Raw genomic sequence first — 20,483 nt, 5'->3', positions numbered from 1 at the left:
AATAACTTATAGAAATATTATTCATCTTTTTTAGCTACATACTTAAGCCATAGGAAACCAAAAAGCCCTGCAAATAGAGATGCAGAGAGGATTCCTACTTTTGCTTGAAAGATAAGGGTGTCATTTCCTAAAAAGGCTAAGTCAGCTACAAAGATAGACATTGTAAAACCAATACCGCCTAAGAAAGCAACACCAAACACCTGACTCATAGTACTTCCTTGTGGAAGTTCAGCGACGCCTAGCTTTACAGCTAACCATGCAACTCCGGCTATACCTAGAACTTTACCAAGTATGAGCCCTGTAATAATTCCTAATGATACAGGCTCAACAATAGTGTCGCCTATAGATGAAAAGTCTATAGATATTCCTGCATTTGCAAGTGCAAAAAGTGGAATGACTATTAGTGCGACGGGAAGATGCAGGTCATGTTCTAATCTTGCTGAGGGTGAACCAACTGAATCAATCTTATCTTTAATGTTTAGTAAAATGGCTTTTTGGTTCTCATGCATAGTGTGGTCGGTTGCAACAGGATAATTGTCATACTCATCAAGTAGATTTTTTGTGTGTGATGTAAAGTCAATAGGTGTTAGTTTTGGTCTTGATGGTATACTCATAGCAGCTATTACACCGGCAATAGTAGCATGTACACCAGATTCAAGCATAAAAAACCACATGATAAGACCAACAATAAAGTAAGGCAGAATAGCATGTATCCCAAAACGGTTAAATGAAACAAGAACAAGAAATGAGACACCTGCTAAGACAAGAGGTAATATATGAATCTGTTCTGTATAAAACAGAGCGATTACAGTTACTGCACCCAAGTCATCTACTATAGCAAGGGCAACTAAAAATGTTACAAGTGCAGTAGATACCCTTTTCCCAAGTAAAACAAGAGCACTGATTGCAAAGGCGATATCTGTTGCCATAGGTATACCCCAGCCATTCGCACCTTCACCACCAGAGTTTATGCTAAGATAGATTAGAGCAGGTAGAACCATTCCACCAATAGCAGCTAAAATAGGTAACATAGCAACCTTAATGTTTGAGAGCTCTCCGACTAGAATCTCCCTTTTAATTTCAAGACCGACCATGAAGAAAAATATAGCCATAAGCCCATCATTAATCCAATGATGAACGGAATGTGAAAGTTTCCACTCTCCTACATTGAAATCTATGTTGGTGTGAAAGATATGTAGGTATGTATCTACTAAAGGAGAGTTTGCAAGTAGTAAAGCTATGATAGTTGTAACCATCAATACTAAACCAGTAGTTGTTTGAGCATGTAAGAAGTGTTCAAAAGGAGTGGATATTCTTTGAAAAGCTTTTTCCCAAGGTGCATATAATTTCATTAATTTCCTTTAAAACATTACGCTTGTGCCGGTAGATATCTCACTCATTCTGTTTGCAGCATGTACATGACCATTTCTGGTGGCTTTTTTCCACCATTTCATGGCACTTTCGATATTTTTTTCTACGCCCTCACCATCGTGATACATCAGTCCTATAAAGTATTGTGCTTCAGAATTATTATCATAAGCAGCTGCATCAAAGAGTGCATCAAAGGATTCTTTGAACCTTTTTTCATTATATAGTTTATAACCCTCTTCGACGCTATGTGACATAAAAATTTCCTTGAATAAATTGAGATATTATATCTAAGAAGAGAAAACTTAAAAAATGTGTGTATAATCTGCTTATGAATTTAAGTGAATTACAAAACAAAACAGTGCTACTGTTTGGACAGAGCCGAGCCTTTAGTGCAGATGAGTTCAGTTCTCAGATGAAGTATCATAAAATAAATCTTACAAAAGAGTATAGCGAAGATGTTGTCTTGGTCGTTGACGGTAAGATGATGACACCGTATGAGCAAAATGCCAGTGACAAGTTATATGAAGAGAAGATAGATGCCAAATTTATGGCTATTGATGCTCTTGAAAAAGAGTTGGCAAAGCACATAGATGCAGATACTCTTATGATGAGTCTAAAACTCTCACACGACAAAGATAGACTAAAAGATTTTTTAACAAACTCGATGATTGATGATGAACTGTTTTTAAGACTATTGAAGATGTACAAGTGGAATGGTGATAACTTTTTTGACACCGATGATAACAGAGATGTAAGTGCGGCATTAATCGTAAGGTTTTATCAAAATATAGAGAGAAACCATAACGTTCAGTATGCAGCACTTGGGATTATGCATTTGGTAACTCAGACAAAAAATGAAAAACTTCTTGAAGCAGTTTCTTATTTGGAACCGATACAGCAAACTATGAATCTTGGTGTAAATGAGGCAAATAATAAGATTATCTCTGCCATAGTGACAAACTATGCAACAGACAGAAATGTTCTTAATATGTTTATTAAAAATGCAAACTCTTACACCAGAACGCTTATCGCTATGAGAGAAGATTGTGATGAAGAGATGCAGATGAATCTTGTTAAAACTGAAGATGAAGATGTACTCAAAGCACTCTCCTATAACAGTAATCTTTCAAAACATGTTGTAAAGAAACTACTCTTTAATGAAGGATTAGCTAAAAATATGGCTAGAAATCTTAGACATGATGATGTATTGTTTGAGATATTTTTTAAAAACTATCCAAATGAAGTTGCTAAAAATGAGTTTATATCAGTAGAGATGCAAAAAAAATTAATAGCTTATCACGCGAAAGATGTGATGCTGGCACTTGCAACAAATGAGAATTTAGATAAAAAAGTAGTGCTAGATTTACTTAAGGAAGAGTCTGAAGAACTTAATCTTGCTCTTTACGAAAACTCTGCTACTCCACAAGAGAGTCTTGAAGAAGCTTATGATGATGAACTAAACCATCTTGCCCTTGCAAATAATGAAAATACGCCTAAACACATTTTAGAATCATTAGCTCAAAGTGGAGAAATAAAAGTTTTAAAATCATTGGCAAAAAATATAAGTACGCCTGTTGAAGTGCTGTATCAGCTTCAACTAGATTCTCGATTGGAAAGAGCTGTTAAAGAGAACCCAAACTTTGGTAAGCATATCATGAGTGAAAATATAGGGTGGGAAATATAAGGTGGAAAATAGATGAAAGCTTCTAAATTAACGAAGACACTAACAGCACTTATAGAACAAAAAGTTCCAGCTTTTTTATGGGGTGCGCCGGGAATTGGTAAATCATCGATTGTTAAGCAAATTGCTCAAAGCAATGAGATAGATTTTATTGACTTAAGGCTTGCACTTATGGATCCTACTGATTTAAAAGGGATCCCTTTTTACGATAAAGAGTCTCACACGGCACTCTGGGCACCACCGGCTTTTTTACCTAAAAGCGGTGAGGGGATTTTATTTCTTGATGAGCTTAATACTGCTGCTCCAAGTGTGCAGGCATCTGCATATCAGCTTATTCTTGATAGAAGAGTAGGTGAGTATGAGCTTCCAGATGGTTGGGCGATTGTTGCTGCTGGAAACCGTGAGAGTGATAGAGGTGTTACATATAGAATGCCGTCTCCTCTGGCAAATAGATTTGTCCACTTTGAGATGGAAGTTAATGTAGATGACTGGAAATTTTGGGCTTATAAAAAAGAGATAGATGAAAGAGTAATCTCTTATATCTCATATAAAACAGAGCACCTTTTTACTTTTGATGCGAAGAGTGAAGCAAAAAGTTTTGCAACTCCTAGAAGTTGGGAATATGTAGACTCCATCTTAAAAAGTAATATGAGCCAAGACTTACTACTTGATTCTATCAGCGGTGCTGTTGGACGTGAAGTAGCAGTCGGCTTTTTGAGTTTCGCAAAAGTTATGAGCAGACTACCTGATATTAAAAATATATTAGCATCCGGAGATGGCGAATATAGTGACGAGGTAGATGTTTTATATGCTCTGAGTACAGGCTTGGTAAGTGCTTTGCTAAAAGAAAATAGTGATGAAAACTTGGATAATCTGCTTAGATATACGCTTGGATTAAAAAGTGAATTCGCAGTTATGTGTGTGCAGGACTTACAAAGAAATGGTGTAAAAATGGAACACTCTGATGTTTTTAAAGAGTGGGTGCAGAAGTTTGCTTTTCTTCTTGCATAGAATAAGTACAGATGCAATTATCAAAGAAAATATCCTCGGCTAAAGCAAAACTATTAGTTGAGTATCCACTATTTGGAACAATCGCTTCAAAATTAAAAATTATACAAAATGATGATATTCAAGCTTTCAAAAGTGATGGAACTACACTTGAATACAATAGTGACTTTTTCAATGAGATAAGTTTGGGCGAGATGGAGTTTGTCTTCGCAAATGGTGCGATGCACGCATCTCTGGCTCATGAGTCGCGTAAAAATGGGAGAAGCGGTTGGTTGTGGCAACTCTCAACTGACTATGCCGTAAATGATATGCTTGTTGAAAATGGATTGGAGCGTCCATATCAGGCTCACTACTCAAAACGCTTTCATGGTCTTTATGCTGAAGAGATATATTCTGAGTTAAAAGATGATATCTTACGTGATGAGTTAGAGTATGAAGCTGATGATGTTGATGATATTCAAGATGATGAAAACAAATCAAACGATGAGCAAAAAGAAAACAACCAAGAGCGTGATAAAACTGAGGAGACAGAGCAAGACGACTTAGTCTCAGAAGAACTCTTTGAAGAGTTTGCAAAATCTGTTTTAGAGATGGAGGAAAAACGAGGTGAACTTCCATCAAGCATAGATAGGTTTTTTAAAATAGAATCAAATGGGAAGATTGACTGGAGAGATGAACTGAGAGTAGCCTTGGAGAGATTTCACAAAGATGACTATACTCAGATGCCACCAAACAAAAAGTTTTTGCATCTCGGGTTTTACCTACCCTCTAGTGTCTCTCAAAGATTTAAGTTAGTCGTTGCTGTTGATAGCTCAGGCTCAGTTGATGATGAACTTCTCGGTGAGTTTTTAAGCGAGTTAAACTTTCTTATGAATACAATTCCATCATATGAGATAAACCTTTTAGTCTGCGATGAAAAAATCCGTTCTCATAAATTATTTTATAGTGGAGATATCTTAGAAGCCAATGTTGAAGGTGGTGGTGCTACTGATTTTAGACCGGTTTTTGAATTTATTGAAGATGAGATAGAGGATACAAAACTGCTTCTATATTTTAGTGATTTAGATGGAACTTTTCCAAATAAAGAACCATCTTATGATGTGAAGTGGATAGCTCCAAAAGAATTAGAAGTACCCTTTGGAGAAGTTATAGTTTTAAAGGATTAGTTAAAAAGTATCTGATTTTTACCGTTTTGTTTTGCATTGTATAGCATCATGTCTGCTTGGTTTAATGTTTCATCTAGAGTGTCATCATTATGCAGAGCTACACCGATAGAGATAGTAAATTTGATTTGATTTGTTGAATCTACGTTGAAATTAAATCTTTCTACTTCTTGTCTTAATCTCTCAAGTATATCTGAAGCACTATATTTATTGATATTTTTTAGAACTACACAAAACTCTTCACCGCCAAATCTTGCTACTATATCTCTATAGCTTGTATTTGTTCTGAGTACTTCAGAGATGCTTGTTATAACTTTGTCTCCAATATCATGACCATAAGTATCATTGATATGTTTAAAGTTGTCAATATCTATCATCGCAACAGCGAATTGTTCACCACTTTCTTTTGTGTCTTCAATATACTCTTGCATATTCTCAAAGAAGTAACGACGATTGTAAAGACCTGTTAAGAAATCTCTGTTTGCATGGTTTGTAATGAATTGTATATTTTCTAAAGCTTCTATTGAGTTATTGATTCGACAAGAAAATTCTTCTTTGGAAAATGGTTTTTTTATGTAGTCATTTGCACCTTGTTTTAAAAACAGAGCATTTATCTCTTCATCATTATTTGAAGAGATAGCGATGATACAGAGCTCAGACTTATTGTAATCTTTTCTTATTTCATTAGTAAGTTCAAGACCATTCATAACCGGCATATTATAGTCCGTAATTACCATTGACAGGTCAGGATGAGCTTTGAGCATACCTACAGCTTCTTCACCATGAGCAACAGTGATTACCTGATAAAAAAGATTTTCAAGCATATTTTTCATGGTTTTTCTAAAGACCATAGAATCATCAACTAGTAAAACTTTATGTTTTTGATTCTTCTCTAGTCTTTGAATCGTTTGAATGATGTAATTGATATCATCTACACCACCCTTATTCACATAATCAATGATGTTCTTTTGAAGCATCGTCTTTCTAAACTCTTTATCAATATTTGCACTTAGAACGATGGCGTGATTACCTTTACTTAAAACGTAATCAACAATTTCTCCATTTGGTGCATCTGGCAAGTTGATGTCAAGCAGTGTTAAAAAGTAGGTGTACTTCTTTAAAAATAGTTTTGCTTCTGATAGTTTGTAAGCTATATCTACTTCATATTTTAAAGATAGTTCTATCTTCTTGGCTAAAAGTTTTGCAAGTGTCTTATTGTCTTCAACGATTAATATTCTTTTCATGCGGTTATTATACTATTTTAGTATAATTTCTTTATGAATTATCTAGAAGAAATCACGGAAAAACTGCTCTGTAAACAAAATATTTTTTTAACAGGCGGAGCAGGTGTTGGAAAAACAACTATAACAAGAGAAGTGATAGAGCATTTTGAGAGTGAAGCCAAAAAAGTAGCAAAGCTTGCATCTACAGGTATGGCAGCTACTCTTATAGGTGGACAGACTCTTCATAGCTTTTTGGACCTTGGTATCGCATCTGACATCAAAGAGCTGCAAATCAGCGGTAGATTAGAGATAAAGAAAAAAACAAAAAAACTGATCTCAAGTATGCATCTAATAGTTATTGATGAGATTTCCATGGTAAGCGACTGTGTTTTAGAAATGATACAGTTGAGACTGAAACAGTCAGAGTATAAGGGAACACTTCTCGTAGTAGGAGATTTTTTACAACTTCCTCCTGTGGTTCGTGGAAGTGCAGAAGTCAAGTTTGCTTTTGAGTCTGTAGCTTGGAATGAGTTTGAATTTGAAAAAATAGAGCTAACCCATATATATAGAACGGATGACAAAAAATTTATAGAACTCTTAGGAAGTGTTAGGGATGGTTTTGTGAATGAAGAAGTACATAATCATCTTAACGAGTACATAAAACCACTACCGCAAGACTTTAGTGAGTTCACTTTTTTGTTTGGTAAAAACCACTCAGCATCTAGACATAACAAAAGTCAGTTAGCTCACATAGATAGCGAAATATTTGTAAAAGAAGCTCAAATCATAAAACACTCAAACAGTGTCAAAGATGCAGAAATAGACAGATTTATAAATGATTCTAGAATTGATAAAGAACTGGAACTAAAAATTGGCGCTCCAGTTCTTTTTACAAGAAACTCTTGGAACTACTTTAACGGTGAGAGAGGTGTTGTAGTAAATGTAGACGCAAGCTATGTCTATGTACAAAAGGCAGATGCAAAAGTTGTAAAGCTTGAAGCGGTTGCCCAGAGTAAGGCTAAGTGGAGTGAGAAAAGTGTGAATGGTAAAAAGGAGATGGTTGAAGAACCACAACTTAGCATCTATCAGTTTCCTATAAAACTGGCTTTTGCAATTACTATTCATAAGTCACAAGGTATGTCTATAGAAGATCTGATTATCGAGACAAATGAGATATTTGCACCGTCTCAGTTCTATGTAGCACTATCCAGAAGCTCTAATCCTAAAAGATTAAATCTTATAGCACCTGACTGTCAGTGGCACCAAATAGTTTTTGTAAATAATAAAGCTTTGGGATTTGTAAAAGGTTCTTAGTACTATAGTTTAAATGCTCTAAAATTACCATCATGAGATAGAATGATCACTTTAGTAAACTTCTGTTTTTTAAAAGGTATTATTTTTACTTTTTCAAAAGCTTGAGTATCCATTCCATTTGTGATGTAGTCTACCAGGATTAACCACCACTCCTCATAAACAGGAAAATTTTTATCAATCTTTTCATCTTTTTCATCTATAAGAAGCTGAATATTTTTATGAAGTTCATCTATGTTATCAATGATGGGTGCTTCTATACTGACTATGTTGCCATTACTTTTGCTTTTATAGTTTCTGTTTAGTCTTCTTACTTCAACCGCAATTTTACCATCAATCAAAAAGTCAGGAGTAACATTTCCAAGAGGTTCATACTCTAGTTTTGTATGGGGTAGAGTCTGTAAGTATTGCTTTGCTCTGATCTCATCAGCGTTCTCTTTTCTTTTCATGATTAATATATTAGCAAAAAGATAGTAAAAATTGTTTTTAAGTAATAGATTTTAGAAAATTAAGGATAGGGGGGGGGGATTATGATAGTAGTCTGTGACGAACAAACAACGCACTGAGTACGTTATTTATTCAAGTTAGTAAAGACTACAGGTCGTCTTCGTGCTTAGCAAGATACTCAGCAACACCTTCAGTAGAAGCTTTCATACCTTCGTCACCTTTTTGCCAACCAGCAGCACATACTTCACCATGCTCATCAGTAAATTGCATTGCATCTACCATTCTGATCATTTCATCAATGTTACGACCAAGTGGTAAATCATTTATTACTGCGTGACGTACTACACCCTTACCATCAATTAGGAATGAACCACGTAGAGCAACTGCTTCACCGAAAAGTACATCGTAATCTTTAGAGATTTGTTTTGTAAGGTCAGCTACAAGTGGGTATTTAATACGGCCAATACCACCATTGTTTACTGGAGTCTCTCTCCATGCAAAGTGAGAAAATTGAGAATCAACAGATACACCGATTACATTTACACCACGGCTTTTAAAATCTTCAATTCTGTGAGAAAAAGCAATAATTTCTGAAGGACATACAAAAGTAAAGTCTAGTGGATAGAAGAAAAGTACAGTACCTTTTTCACCTAAGTTTTCTGATAATTTAAAGTTTTCGTCGATTGAGCCATCTGCTAAAACTGTTGTTGCTGTGAAATCCGGAGCTTGGTTTGTTACTAACATATATATGTCCTTGTGTTTGTTTTTAAGTTGCTGAAATTCTAACACAAATACATTAACAAATCTTAGAAGAAAACAAGTAATAAATTTATTTAAGGATAATTTTTATCTTTTATTATGTTGATGTAAAATAGGAAGAAATTAATCATACTTTGATATACTTCGCTCGATTTATAGAGCAAGACTCTATACTTCAATAAGGAAAAAATCGATGACGAAAGAGTATATATTTACTTCAGAGTCTGTAACAGAAGGACACCCTGATAAGATGGCAGATCAGATCAGTGATGCAATTCTGGATTATATTATTGAACATGATCCTAATGCACGCGTAGCGTGTGAAACATTGGTATCAAATGGTTTTTGTGTAATTGCAGGCGAATTGAAGACGACGGCTTATGCCCCAATGCAAGAGATTGCTAGAAAAGTTATTCAAGAGATAGGGTACACAGATGCAACTTACGGTTTTGACTACCGTGCTGCTGCAGTTTTAAATGGAATCGGCGAGCAATCTCCGGATATCAATCAGGGTGTTGACCAGGCTGACGGAGAGATAGGTGCGGGTGATCAGGGACTGATGTTTGGTTATGCTTGTCGTGAAACGGATGTTCTTATGCCGCTTCCTATACACTTGGCACACAGATTGACACAGAGACTTGCAGAAGTAAGAAAAGAAGGACTTGTTCCCTATCTTCGTCCGGACGGTAAAGCTCAGATTAGTATTAAGTATATTGGTGATAAACCTGTCTCTGTTGATACTATTGTTATATCTACTCAGCATGCACCTGATGTTCATCAAAAACAGATTCATAAAGATATGATCAGTGAAGTTATAAATCATGTGATTCCAGCTGATATGATGAATGAAAATACCACTATACATATTAACCCGACTGGAAAATTTGTAATTGGTGGACCCCAAGGTGATGCAGGACTGACCGGTAGAAAGATAATAGTAGATACTTATGGCGGTAGCTGTCCTCATGGCGGTGGAGCCTTTAGTGGAAAAGATCCTACTAAAGTAGATAGAAGTGCTGCTTATGCTGCTAGATGGGTTGCAAAAAACTTAGTAGCTGCGGGAGCTTGTGATAGAGCAACTATACAGGTCTCATATGCTATCGGTATAGCTAAACCTGTTTCTATATTAGTTGATACACACTCAACCGGTAAGGTTGAAGAGGAGAAGATAGAGCAGTGTGTAAAAGATCTTTTTGATCTTTCGCCAAAAGGAATTATAGAATCTTTAGATTTATTGCGTCCAATATATAGAAAAACAGCAGCATATGGACACTTTGGAAGAGAAGACGAGGGCTTTACATGGGAGCGTACGGACAGAGTTGATGAGATTAAAGACTATTTGGGTATTTAACTAGTTATTTTATCTATTTTTAAAAATCTTGTGATAAACTTATCTCGAAAATTAATTTTAGGAGAATTTTATGGCAGTAATTATTAATGACACTTGTATCAACTGTGGTGCATGTATCGATGAATGTCCAGTAGAAGCAATCGTAGATGAGGATGATAATCCTCAAGATGAAGAGATTTATTATGTTTATGGTGACAAATGTGTAGAGTGTGTTGGTCATCATGATGAACCAGCTTGTGCTACTGCATGTCCTACTGAAGGCTGTATTACTTGGGATGCTATCGGTGAAAGCCCAGCGCATCGTGAAGATATTACAGAAGAACAACGCTCGAACCATGAGAATATTGTAGACTAATTCTCTCTTTTTTAAATCATAAAGTGGCACTTTTGCGCTTTATGATTCCTCTTTCTTTTACAAATCTTTGCATTTAAACTTAAACCCACCATTTTTTGGATATAATTCCACCCTAATTTTATACTTATACAGGAGATTTGATGGAACGTACACTATCAATAATAAAACCAGATGCCGTAGCTAAGGGCGTAATTGGTAAAATTTTGGATCGTTTTGAAAGCAATGGTTTAAAAATTGCAGCAACTAGAAAGATTCAACTTTCTCGTGGAGATGCTGAAGCATTTTATGCTATTCACTCTGAGAGACCTTTTTTCAACGACTTAGTTGATTTCATGATCAGCGGGCCAGTAGTTGTTTCTGTTTTAGAAGGTGAAGATGCAATGCAAAAGAACCGTGATTTAATGGGTGCTACTAACCCTAAAGAAGCTGAAGCTGGTACAATTCGTGCAGACTTCGCTGAAAACATAGATGCAAATGCAGTTCATGGAAGTGACTCTGTTGAAAATGCAGCTATCGAAATTGCATTCTTTTTCTCAGAAAGAGAAATTTCATAAGTTAAAATATGAAAGTTACTCTTAGAAAAGTAGGCAATACGCCGGTAGATTTTGAAGTTAAATCAGATGAAATAACTTTTAAAGGTTATTTACAGTATGATTCTGGCAAATTGATTTTGCTAAAAGCTAATCTAGATGGCATAGCACTTACTGAGTGTAACCAATGTGGTGAAGAGTTAAAATTACCAGTAAATGAAGAGATAGAATTTTTTATCTCTGATGGTGTTTATGAAGATGAAGGTAACATCGAATTAGATGTTGTTGAGTCTTTCAACTCTATAGCCGATATAGATGAGCTTTTAAACTCTGAAATTGAGCTAATCAAAAGTGACTATCACAGTTGCGAAAATTGTAAAACTAAATAACGAAAGGATATAAATTATGGCAGTACCTAAAAGAAGAGTCTCTCACTCTCGTTCAGCGAAAAGAAGAACTCACTATAAAATCACTTTAGCTAAACCGGTTAAAGATAAAGACGGAACATACAAACTACCTCACCACATCAACCCAACGACTGGTGAGTATAAGTAATCAATGGTAAAAATTGCTATTGATGCAATGGGAGGGGACTTTGGTCCCGAACCAATTGTAAAAGGCTGTGTTCAAGCACTCAAGAAAAAACTTTTTATACCTATCTTAGTTGGTAAAAAAGATGAAATTTTACCTCTGTTACCGAAACGTTATAGAGCTAAAATTTCTATTGTTGAAGCTGATGATGTTATCTCAATGTCAGATGCTGCAACAGATGCTGTAAAGAGAAAAGAAAGCACTATATACAAGGCGATAGAACTTGTAAGAAATGGTGAAGCTGACGGCATTGTTTCTGCCGGACACAGCGGTGCAACTATGACTCTTGCAACACTTAGACTTGGTCGTCTTAAAGGCGTTTCTCGTCCTGCTCTTGCTACTCTTATGCCAACAAAAACTGGTCGCCGATCTATTTTGCTTGACGCAGGTGCAAATGTTGATTCTAAAGCTCAGCACATTGCAGAGTTCGCAGTCATGGGTGGTTGTTACGCGGAAGACTTACTAAAGATTGAGAATCCAAGCATTGGTATTCTTGCTAATGGTGAAGAATCTTCTAAGGGCAATGAAGTTACAAAAGAAGCTTTTAAAATCTTAGAAGGTTATAAAGGCTTTAAAGGAAATGTAGAAGGTAGCGATATCTTTAACGGCTCTTGTGATGTAATAACTTGCGATGGTTTTGTTGGAAACCTTGTACTTAAAGCTAGTGAGGGTGTTGCATCTACTATAAGCCAGCTTATTAAAGACTATATTAGAAAATCTCCTGTTGCCATTACGGGTGCACTATTGATGAGAAAAGTTTTCAAACTTCTCAAAAAACAAATTGATTATGCTGAAATAGGTGGTGCTCCACTTATCGGAATCAAAGGTTGTGCAATTGTTAGTCATGGAAAGAGTAATTCTAAAGCTATTGAAAACGCAATCTATCAGGCTATAAACTATGTAGACACCGGTGTAAATGAGCATATTGTCTCAAGACTTGAAGAGTTAAAAAATAAGGAAGTTTAATGGCTTATGCTGCATTTCGTTCAATTGGAGCATATGCACCAATTGATATCTTGACTAATGAAGACCTTTCTAAAATGGTTGATACTACTGATGAGTGGATTACCAAAAGAACAGGTATTAAAGAGCGTCATATAGCAGCAAAATATGAGACAACTAGTGATATGGGTGTTGAAGCTGCAAAAAAAGCTATAGAGCGAAGCGGTATAGCTAAAGAAGATATAGATATGGTTGTTTGTGCAACGATATCACCTGATTATTTCTGTATGCCATCTACTGCTACTATTATTTCAACTAAACTTGGACTTAGAAATGTTACTGCATTTGACATCTCTGCTGCATGTACGGGTTTCGTTTACATCCTATCTATTGCAAAAGCATTTATAGAATCAGGAATGAAAAAAAATGTTCTAATAATAGGTGCTGAAAAACTATCTGCTATAACTGACTATAGTGACAGAGGTACGTGTATCCTTTTTGGTGATGGAGCCGGTGCTGCTATAATCAGTGCAACAGATAACAAAGATGAAGCTATAATTGATGTACATACTGGTGCAGACGGTGAATATGCAGATCTTCTTATGACTCCCAATGGTGGTAGTGGTTCAGTTCACGATTCGCTAGATCAAGAAGCTTCTAGCTGTTTTATGCAGATGAAAGGTAATGAAACTTTTAAAGTTGCTGTACGTACACTCACAAAAGATGTAGTTGAGATTTTAAAAGAAAATAACATTGAAAGTGAAGCAATTAAGCATTTTGTACCACATCAAGCTAACTACCGTATTATTAAAGCGGTTGGAGATGCCCTAAAACTAAAAGAAGAGCAAGTTGTTTTAACTGTTGCAAAATACGGTAACACATCTGGAGCGTCTATCCCTATGGCTATCAATGATATATATGAGCAAGGAACACTTAAATCAGGGGAGCTTATGTTGCTAGACGCCTTTGGTGGTGGACTTACTTGGGGCTCAGCATTAGTTCCTTTTTCTCCATTAAAATAGATAGATAAACTACACACTCTGTAAAGCGTTAAAAACTCTCTTATAAAAATCTTTAGCAGGTGGTAGTTCTACATTTCCATCTCTTAATTTTTCTCCCCACATTGGGTTAGGAAAATAAGAATCCTCTTCAAATCTAGCCATTACATGTATATGAACTCTTGGAAGCATATTAGCAAATGAAGCCATATTTATTTTTGTAGGATTATAGTAGTGTTTCATCTCATATTCAAGAATATCATACACTTCCCACAGTTTGATTCTTAGAACTTTTGGAACGTCACCCAACTCTTTATAAGGTTCTTTTGTGAAAATTTTTAACCAAGGAATCTCACTATCATGTTTTTCTATATAAATCTCACTATCTTCGTAAATAAGCATATGCATAAAAATCCTTTGTTTGCTGATATAATATCATAAGTAATATAATTTTTATAAATAATTATATTACTTATGATAGCTTTTTGTATGGGGAAGTTGTTTATTTTATTTTTCTTGATGTGTAGCTGTACTTGAAGTATTTATATAAGATAAACCCCATAAGATAGGGGCTTATTAAAAGCTTAGTCTCTATGTCTATTAGAGCTTCCACCTGAGCGGTTTTTATCACGATTTCCACGGTAACCACCGCCATCACGACTTCCGCCACCATCACGGTTGCGATCTCCACCTCCGCCAGTACGAGGCTTATTGCCACGGTAACCACCGCCACTGCCGCTTCTACCACGAGGACCGCCTCTACCACGAGATTGACCACCTCTTTGAGCAGCACGAGCAAGAATTGCATCCATTTTATCAGCAGGAATACCAATTTGGTTTGGCCCTTTTATATCTTGTTGATCCAGTAACATTGAGATTAGCTTGTAAGCCATTTGCTCTTCATCTATATCTTCACGTAACCTATCTAAAACTTTATGAGCTTCGTCGTAGATTTTATGATCTTCAACTTTTTTAACTAAAGTCTCAATAGTAGAACTTCTTAAGTCATTTTTACTTGGAACATAGGCGTGACCCATTGAAGTTCCAACTTTTTGCTTAATACGTTGAAGTTCTTTAAACTCTAGCGGAGTTAAAAGTGTAATTGCCTTACCTTTTGTACCAGCACGACCAGTTCTACCGATACGGTGAACATAAGACTCAGGATCAAAAGGAATATGGTAGTTGAAAACATGGGAAATATTATCAACATGTATACCACGTGCAGCAACGTCAGTAGCAACAAGAACTTTTACAGAGTTACTTTTGAAACCTTTAATAACTGTCTCACGTTGACGCTGCTCCATATCTCCATGAAGACCGTTTGCTAAGTAACCAGCGTTAGAAAGAACATTTGATAGTCTGTCTACTTCACTTTTTGTTCTACAAAATACAACTGATTTTTTAGTATCTTCAGAGTCCATAAGACGAATAATCGCGTCATCTCTTTCTGATTCTTCAATTACATAGTAAAGTTGTTCAATATCAGTATTTGTAGTTTCACCTTTTGTAATAGATATAAATTCCGGATTATCTAAAATACGCTCTGCTAGAAGCTTAATAGGCTTCGGCATAGTAGCTGAGAAAAGTAGTGTTTGACGATTTGTCGGGAGGTATGAAAAAATTTCATTGATATCATCTAAAAATCCCATATCCAGCATCTCATCAGCTTCATCTAATACAACTATACTCGGTGTAAAATCTTTGACCATATCTTTTTTGAGAATATCTAGTAGACGACCTGGAGTAGCAACTACAACACTTGCTCCACGCTCAATAAGGTCTATTTGTCTTTTATATGAGCTACCGCCATAAACTGTAACGGTTCTAGCATTTATGTTTCTACCATACTTGAATAATTCATCGCTTACTTGTGTAGCAAGTTCTCTGGTTGGAGTAATTACTAAAATTTCAACACCGTTTCTTACATCAATGTTATTAAGTGCAGGAAGACCAAAAGCTGCTGTTTTTCCTGTTCCTGTATGTGCCTGACCAACAATGTCACGACCTTGTAATACAAGAGGAATAGCTGCTGCTTGGATAGGGCTTGGAGTTACAAAGCCTGCTTGTTGTACGCTTCTAAGTATGTCTTTACTTAAACCTAAGTCTGCAAATGTGAGTAAAGTTTCTTCAACTGGTGTATTATCTTCTGTTTGTGCATTTTCTTGCATCAATATCCTTTAATAGTAAGGAGATGATACAAGTTTGCCGAACGCAAAGGCACCTTCCCCTTAAAGTATTTCGCGAATTATACCCAAACTAAACAAAGTTTATCTTGAAAGTGATTATAGTTAAAATAATTTAAGTTTATATTGTGTAAAAAAAGCTAGCAAAAAAGCCTATTTATAGATTATACTGCAGTTTTTCCCTAATTCTTTAGCTTTGTATAGAGCTTTGTCAGCTTTTTGTAAAATATCTTTTAGTTCTTTGTCTTTATCTATATCTAAAGTAGCAATACCGATGCTAACACTGTATTTAATAATGTAATCTTCTATGTGTACTTCAGAAGAGTATATTTTTTCACGAAATCTCTCGGCAAATAAGTAAGCACCTTGACTCTCTACTTCCGGAAGCATAATAGCAAACTCTTCTCCGCCAATACGCGCAATAACATCTATGTTTCTAGCCATATTTAAACAAGTTGAAGAAAAATGCTGAAGAACTTTATCTCCTAGTGAATGCCCATAGGTATCGTTAAGTGACTTAAAATTGTCAATATCGAGCATTAAAAAGCTCAAATCCCTTCCGTATCTAGTAGAGCGTTCTATCTCTTTATTAGATATTTCCTCAAACTTACGACGATTCAAAACTCCTGTTAAAACATCAATGAATGCTATTTTTTCCAGTTTTAGATTTTGTTTTTGATGTCTTTGAATTTCTAATTCTTTTTTACTTAAGTAGAGTTGGGTATACATATCACCTTGTAAAAGTTTTTGTCTTGTTGTTTCATAAGCGCTGTACATTTTAGCCATTTCATCATTTGTACTTGTAGATTTTAGTTTAAGTGTTCTTTCTCCACGTGCCAAATGCTTCATAGCATCTATCAATTGATATATTTCATTTTTTGAACTCTGTTCAAACACGTATATTATAATAACAGTTAAAATAAAAATTATACTCGAGTATAAAATCCACTTGAGAAGTTTATCTGTAGCATCTTCTAGTTCATTTCTGATTAGCATGCTAATTTCATTTGTGAGTTTATCTTCAAATATTTTCATACTGTTTATAAGTTCTGTCATAGATTCAAACCAAATTACAGAATTCAGACCTTGAAAATTGTGATTTTTTATACTAGTTTCAATATTATAAATTTTATTCGAAAGAGAAGAGTTTATTATTGAATTTAGTGTATCTTTTTGAAGTGCTGTAGCTGTATGATTGAAGTTGTTTATAAGAGTACTTTGAGAACCAGAGAGTTGAATGAAATTAATATATTCTTTTTTACTTGATATCTCATCATTTTCTAAAATTATTGTTCCATATGCTCTTTTTAGACCTAAGGACTCTTTATACTGTAAGAGTGACGAGAGAGAAGATATGGATGAAGAAATTTCTTTATCAAGATTATAAATTGCCATTTTAGAGGTTATGCCTAAAATATTTCTGATTATGTCTGTGTAGAAATTTATTATACTGCTCTGAGACACAGTATTGGCATCTATTTTTTTTCGAAAATTATCGAGTGTATTTATATCTTTTGTAAATGTTTCTATAAAAGGATTAATGACTAAAAGTTTATCACCATGTACACTCAGAAGCTTATTATTAAATGATTCTATTGATTTTTGAACAATTATTCTTTGTTTGTTGAGCCTCTCTTTAAATTTAGTTTGAGATGAAGATATGTATCCGGAGCTTAAACCTCTTTCAATTTGTAGTGAATGTGCTAATTCATTAATATTTGAAATAATATGAGTAAAACTTGATGTCTTTTTTATATCTTCATATCTGCTATAGTCATTGAAAAGAAGAATAAAGGCAAAAATCAGCATCCCAGTAAGTGGAATAACAGACAATAAGAATATTCGTTTTGTAAAACTAAATGCCTTAGTTGTTTTATTGATTATTCGCTTAAGTAGTGACTGTTTAGGTTCATGCTTCTTCGATAGAGAACATTTTTCAAAAGTATCTGTTGCTGGAATGTCTTCTTCGATAATATGATTAAATAGCCAATCCGTTAAAAAATAACTAACCTCTTGTGCATTTTCAGTGTTAAGTGAATTTGTGAGCTTAGTTTTTAGCTCTGGAAATTTTTTGATTAAATCTCTGTGATGTTCTATCCGTTCTTTAATTTTTGGATAATTACATTTTTGTAAAAAAATCTCTTCTCTGTTAAAGTGTGTTTTCGTATTCTCTTCTAAGTCATCAAATATACTATCTATGACAGCTTCTGTTTCATCATCTCTTATAGCTACTGACAGGGTATTTATTATCTTTAGTATGTTTTTATGGTCGTCATCTAACTCTTTGACTCCAATGTTTAACCCATTATTCCAATTTATCATAATTAATTATATTGCAATAAGTATCATAGGGTTGTTAAAACAAAAAAAAGACATCTTATTTGTAGACAATTGTGCAGTTTCTTCCTGATTCTTTAGCTTTATATAGAGCTTTATCGGCCTTTTGTAGAATCTCTTTTACTTCTTTATCTTTATCTAAAACAGCGATACCGATACTGACACTGTATTTTATAACCTGACCTTCCAACTCTACTTCGCAAGAGTATATCTTTTCACGAAATCTCTCGGCAAAAATATAAGCACCCTCACTTGTAGTCTCAGGAAGCATGATTATAAACTCTTCTCCACCAATTCTGGCTACTATATCTAGGCTTCTGGCCATATCTAAACATATAGATGAAAAATGTTTTAGAATATCATCACCTATTGCGTGTCCGTATGTATCGTTTATGATTTTAAAGTGATCTATGTCAAGCATTAAAAAACTAAGATCACTTTTATAACGTTTAGATCGTTCCAACTCTAGATTTGAGAGTTCCTCAAATTTACGACGATTTAATGTTCCGGTTAAAGGATCTATAAATGCAAGCTCTTCAAGTTTTATATTTTCTTTTTGGTGCTTTTTGATTTCTAGCTCTTTTCTACTCAAATATAGTTGAGTGTAGATATCACCTTTGAGAAGCTTTTGTCTAGTCGTTTCATAAGCATCATACATATATGCTAGTTCATCTCTATTTATGTGTATTGGAGATAGTCTGTGAGATCTTCCTCCTGTTGCCAGATCTTTCATAGCATTTGTTAGTTGATAAATTTGAAATTTTGTACTCTTTTTGAATGTATATAAAATTGAGAGCGTAATAATAAGTATGGTACCTGTAAAGGATAGCCACAAAAGAAAATTTATAATAGTATCATTAATACGTCTGTCAATAAGTAGATTAATATCAAACAAAAGTTCATCTTCAAATAGTTTTAAATCATTAATAAAGTTAGTCATAGATCTAAACCATACTTCTGTATCTAGCTTGTCAAATCTGCGTATTCCTATACTCTTTTCATAGGAGTTTACCAGCTTAGCAATGACAGAATTTCTGATAGTTTCATTGGTGTGTTTTTGTGCGCCGGAGGCTGTTTGCTCAAAAGTATTTAAAAAAGCCTGTTGAGTTCCTATAAGTTTGGTAAAAGTAATATACTCTTTTTGTGTAGCATCCTTTTGCTCTATTATCATAGTTCCGTAAGCTCTCTCTTGCCCAAGAGCTTCTTTTAGGTGTTGAATTGATGATAGTGTAGCGATTGAAGAAGAAACTTCTCTGTCTAGATTCAAAAATGCAACTTTTGGAGTTATACTTAGAATATTTTTAATTATTTCTGTATACATGTCTATTGTACGAACTTGTGTAATTATTTTTTCATCAATATCTTTTCTAAGGTTGATAATAGATGATATGTCGGTTTTAAATCTATTTATATATGGTTGAATAACTTTTATATTTTTTATCTCTGTAATCTCTACTTTATAAAGAAATTCTTTTGTAGCCATGTCTACGACAGTTCTTTGGACTTGCAGATTGTCTTTGAACTTATTTTGAGATGAAGTTAGATAGCCACTGCTTAAGCCTCTCTCTATCTGTAAAGCGTGTACTAACTCATCTATATTTGAGATGATATTGGTAATAGCTGAAGTCTTTTTCATATCTTCATATTTGTTAAAATTATTATGTAAAATGATTATTCCAAAGAGTAGCATTCCTATCAGTGGAGTAAGTGCTGATAATAGTATTCTTCTTGTAAAGCTAAATTTGTCTGTAGTCTTTTTGATTAGTTTTGAGAGTATATGTTTCTTTTCTTTTTTTTCTTTAGTTAATCCACACTCTTCAAACATGCTTATTGCAGGAATATCTTCTTCTATGATGTGGTTAAATAGCCAGTCTGTCAGGAAAAAACTAACTTCCTGTGCACTTGAGGAATCTTTTGAATGTGAAAGATTTGCTTTTAGTTCTGGGATTTTTGAGCTAAATTCCCGATGCTGCTTTATATGCTGATCTAATTTTTTACAGTTACATTTTTTAAGCAACTCTTCTTCTCTGCGAAAATGATCTATCGCATAGTTTTGTAAGTCTTCAAAGATGCTGTCTATAAATTTTTGAGCCTCATCGTTGTTTATTGCTAGTGCAAGTTTATTAATAATATTTAAAAGATTTTTATGGTCATCATCTAAGGATTTTACTCCAAGACTAAGACCTTCATTCCATTCTACCATAATAGGATTTTAACATAATGTAGTATAATT

General features: G+C 34.5%; 20 protein-coding genes. 11 read left to right on the top strand and 9 right to left on the bottom strand.

Annotated elements, in window-relative coordinates:
- Window positions 1-17 precede the first annotated feature (17 nt).
- Together nhaA and ABZC13_RS03285 are read right to left on the bottom strand one after the other, a co-directional pair.
- Window positions 18-1,352, bottom strand: a complete 1,335-nt coding sequence (gene nhaA / locus ABZC13_RS03290; RefSeq protein WP_373000022.1) for a Na+/H+ antiporter NhaA — start codon at window positions 1,350-1,352, stop codon at window positions 18-20.
- Between the two features lie 9 nt (window positions 1,353-1,361).
- Entirely contained in the window at window positions 1,362-1,625 is a 264-nt protein-coding gene (locus ABZC13_RS03285) for a tetratricopeptide repeat protein (protein ID WP_373000019.1), read from the bottom strand.
- A gap of 74 nt (window positions 1,626-1,699) precedes the next feature.
- On the opposite strand from ABZC13_RS03285, the gene ABZC13_RS03280 reads away from it, so the two are divergent.
- From ABZC13_RS03280 to ABZC13_RS03270, 3 genes are read left to right on the top strand one after another with little or no spacing between them, the layout of a single operon-like run.
- Window positions 1,700-3,055, top strand: a complete 1,356-nt coding sequence (locus ABZC13_RS03280) for a hypothetical protein (RefSeq protein WP_373000016.1) — start codon at window positions 1,700-1,702, stop codon at window positions 3,053-3,055.
- Between the two features lie 12 nt (window positions 3,056-3,067).
- Complete coding sequence (locus tag ABZC13_RS03275; RefSeq protein WP_373000013.1) at window positions 3,068-4,063, top strand: AAA family ATPase; 996 nt, start codon at window positions 3,068-3,070, stop codon at window positions 4,061-4,063.
- A gap of 11 nt (window positions 4,064-4,074) precedes the next feature.
- Window positions 4,075-5,226, top strand: coding sequence for a VWA-like domain-containing protein (locus ABZC13_RS03270; protein WP_373000010.1), 1,152 nt, complete (start codon window positions 4,075-4,077; stop codon window positions 5,224-5,226).
- Here the strand turns inward: ABZC13_RS03270 and ABZC13_RS03265 are convergent.
- Window positions 5,223-6,467, bottom strand: a complete 1,245-nt coding sequence (locus ABZC13_RS03265) for a diguanylate cyclase (protein WP_373000007.1) — start codon at window positions 6,465-6,467, stop codon at window positions 5,223-5,225. The genes ABZC13_RS03270 and ABZC13_RS03265 overlap by 4 nt on opposite strands.
- Before the next feature lie 33 nt (window positions 6,468-6,500).
- On the opposite strand from ABZC13_RS03265, the gene ABZC13_RS03260 reads away from it, so the two are divergent.
- Window positions 6,501-7,760, top strand: coding sequence for an ATP-dependent RecD-like DNA helicase (locus ABZC13_RS03260; protein ID WP_373000004.1), 1,260 nt, complete (start codon window positions 6,501-6,503; stop codon window positions 7,758-7,760).
- Window positions 7,761-7,762: 2 nt separating this feature from the next.
- Here ABZC13_RS03260 and ABZC13_RS03255 read toward each other — a convergent pair whose 3' ends face one another.
- The gene (locus tag ABZC13_RS03255; protein ID WP_373000001.1) at window positions 7,763-8,206 is read right to left on the bottom strand and encodes a hypothetical protein; all 444 of its coding nucleotides are present in this window, start codon (window positions 8,204-8,206) and stop codon (window positions 7,763-7,765) included.
- A gap of 145 nt (window positions 8,207-8,351) precedes the next feature.
- Entirely contained in the window at window positions 8,352-8,948 is a 597-nt protein-coding gene (locus ABZC13_RS03250) for a peroxiredoxin (RefSeq protein ID WP_372999998.1), read from the bottom strand.
- A 208-nt stretch (window positions 8,949-9,156) separates the two neighbouring features.
- Between ABZC13_RS03250 and metK the strand changes: the two genes are divergently transcribed.
- The 7 genes from metK (at window position 9,157) to ABZC13_RS03215 (ending at window position 13,754) form a co-directional block, all read left to right on the top strand.
- Window positions 9,157-10,314 (top strand): methionine adenosyltransferase, encoded by a 1,158-nt coding sequence (gene metK / locus ABZC13_RS03245; protein WP_372999995.1) that lies wholly within the window; start codon window positions 9,157-9,159, stop codon window positions 10,312-10,314.
- 70 nt (window positions 10,315-10,384) lie between these two features.
- Complete coding sequence (locus ABZC13_RS03240; RefSeq protein WP_372999992.1) at window positions 10,385-10,669, top strand: 4Fe-4S dicluster domain-containing protein; 285 nt, start codon at window positions 10,385-10,387, stop codon at window positions 10,667-10,669.
- 140 nt (window positions 10,670-10,809) lie between these two features.
- Window positions 10,810-11,223, top strand: coding sequence for a nucleoside-diphosphate kinase (ndk, locus tag ABZC13_RS03235; protein WP_372999989.1), 414 nt, complete (start codon window positions 10,810-10,812; stop codon window positions 11,221-11,223).
- 8 nt (window positions 11,224-11,231) lie between these two features.
- Window positions 11,232-11,588, top strand: a complete 357-nt coding sequence (locus ABZC13_RS03230) for a hypothetical protein (RefSeq protein WP_372999986.1) — start codon at window positions 11,232-11,234, stop codon at window positions 11,586-11,588.
- A gap of 16 nt (window positions 11,589-11,604) precedes the next feature.
- Complete coding sequence (gene rpmF / locus ABZC13_RS03225) at window positions 11,605-11,754, top strand: 50S ribosomal protein L32 (protein WP_008335740.1); 150 nt, start codon at window positions 11,605-11,607, stop codon at window positions 11,752-11,754.
- Window positions 11,755-11,757: 3 nt separating this feature from the next.
- Window positions 11,758-12,756, top strand: a complete 999-nt coding sequence (gene plsX / locus ABZC13_RS03220; protein ID WP_372999983.1) for a phosphate acyltransferase PlsX — start codon at window positions 11,758-11,760, stop codon at window positions 12,754-12,756.
- Window positions 12,756-13,754, top strand: a complete 999-nt coding sequence (locus ABZC13_RS03215) for a beta-ketoacyl-ACP synthase III (protein WP_372999980.1) — start codon at window positions 12,756-12,758, stop codon at window positions 13,752-13,754. The genes plsX and ABZC13_RS03215 overlap by 1 nt, the downstream gene beginning before the upstream one ends.
- A gap of 9 nt (window positions 13,755-13,763) precedes the next feature.
- Here the strand turns inward: ABZC13_RS03215 and ABZC13_RS03210 are convergent, their stop codons facing one another.
- The 4 genes from ABZC13_RS03210 to ABZC13_RS03195 all read right to left on the bottom strand — a co-directional run bounded on the left by ABZC13_RS03210 (window position 13,764) and on the right by ABZC13_RS03195 (window position 20,453).
- Window positions 13,764-14,138, bottom strand: coding sequence for an HIT domain-containing protein (locus ABZC13_RS03210; protein WP_372999977.1), 375 nt, complete (start codon window positions 14,136-14,138; stop codon window positions 13,764-13,766).
- A 176-nt stretch (window positions 14,139-14,314) separates the two neighbouring features.
- On the bottom strand, window positions 14,315-15,898 hold the full coding sequence (locus tag ABZC13_RS03205) for a DEAD/DEAH box helicase (RefSeq protein WP_372999973.1): 1,584 nt from the start codon (window positions 15,896-15,898) through the stop codon (window positions 14,315-14,317).
- Window positions 15,899-16,066: 168 nt separating this feature from the next.
- On the bottom strand, window positions 16,067-18,235 hold the full coding sequence (locus ABZC13_RS03200; protein WP_372999970.1) for a bacteriohemerythrin: 2,169 nt from the start codon (window positions 18,233-18,235) through the stop codon (window positions 16,067-16,069).
- A gap of 55 nt (window positions 18,236-18,290) precedes the next feature.
- On the bottom strand, window positions 18,291-20,453 hold the full coding sequence (locus ABZC13_RS03195; RefSeq protein WP_372999967.1) for a bacteriohemerythrin: 2,163 nt from the start codon (window positions 20,451-20,453) through the stop codon (window positions 18,291-18,293).
- Window positions 20,454-20,483 lie beyond the last annotated feature (30 nt).

Origin of the sequence: Sulfurimonas sp. (genome assembly GCF_041563035.1) — a bacterium.
Taxonomy (GTDB): domain Bacteria; phylum Campylobacterota; class Campylobacteria; order Campylobacterales; family Sulfurimonadaceae; genus Sulfurimonas.
Note: the sequence above shows the minus strand (reverse complement) of the source record. Positions and strands in the feature narration are given on the sequence as shown.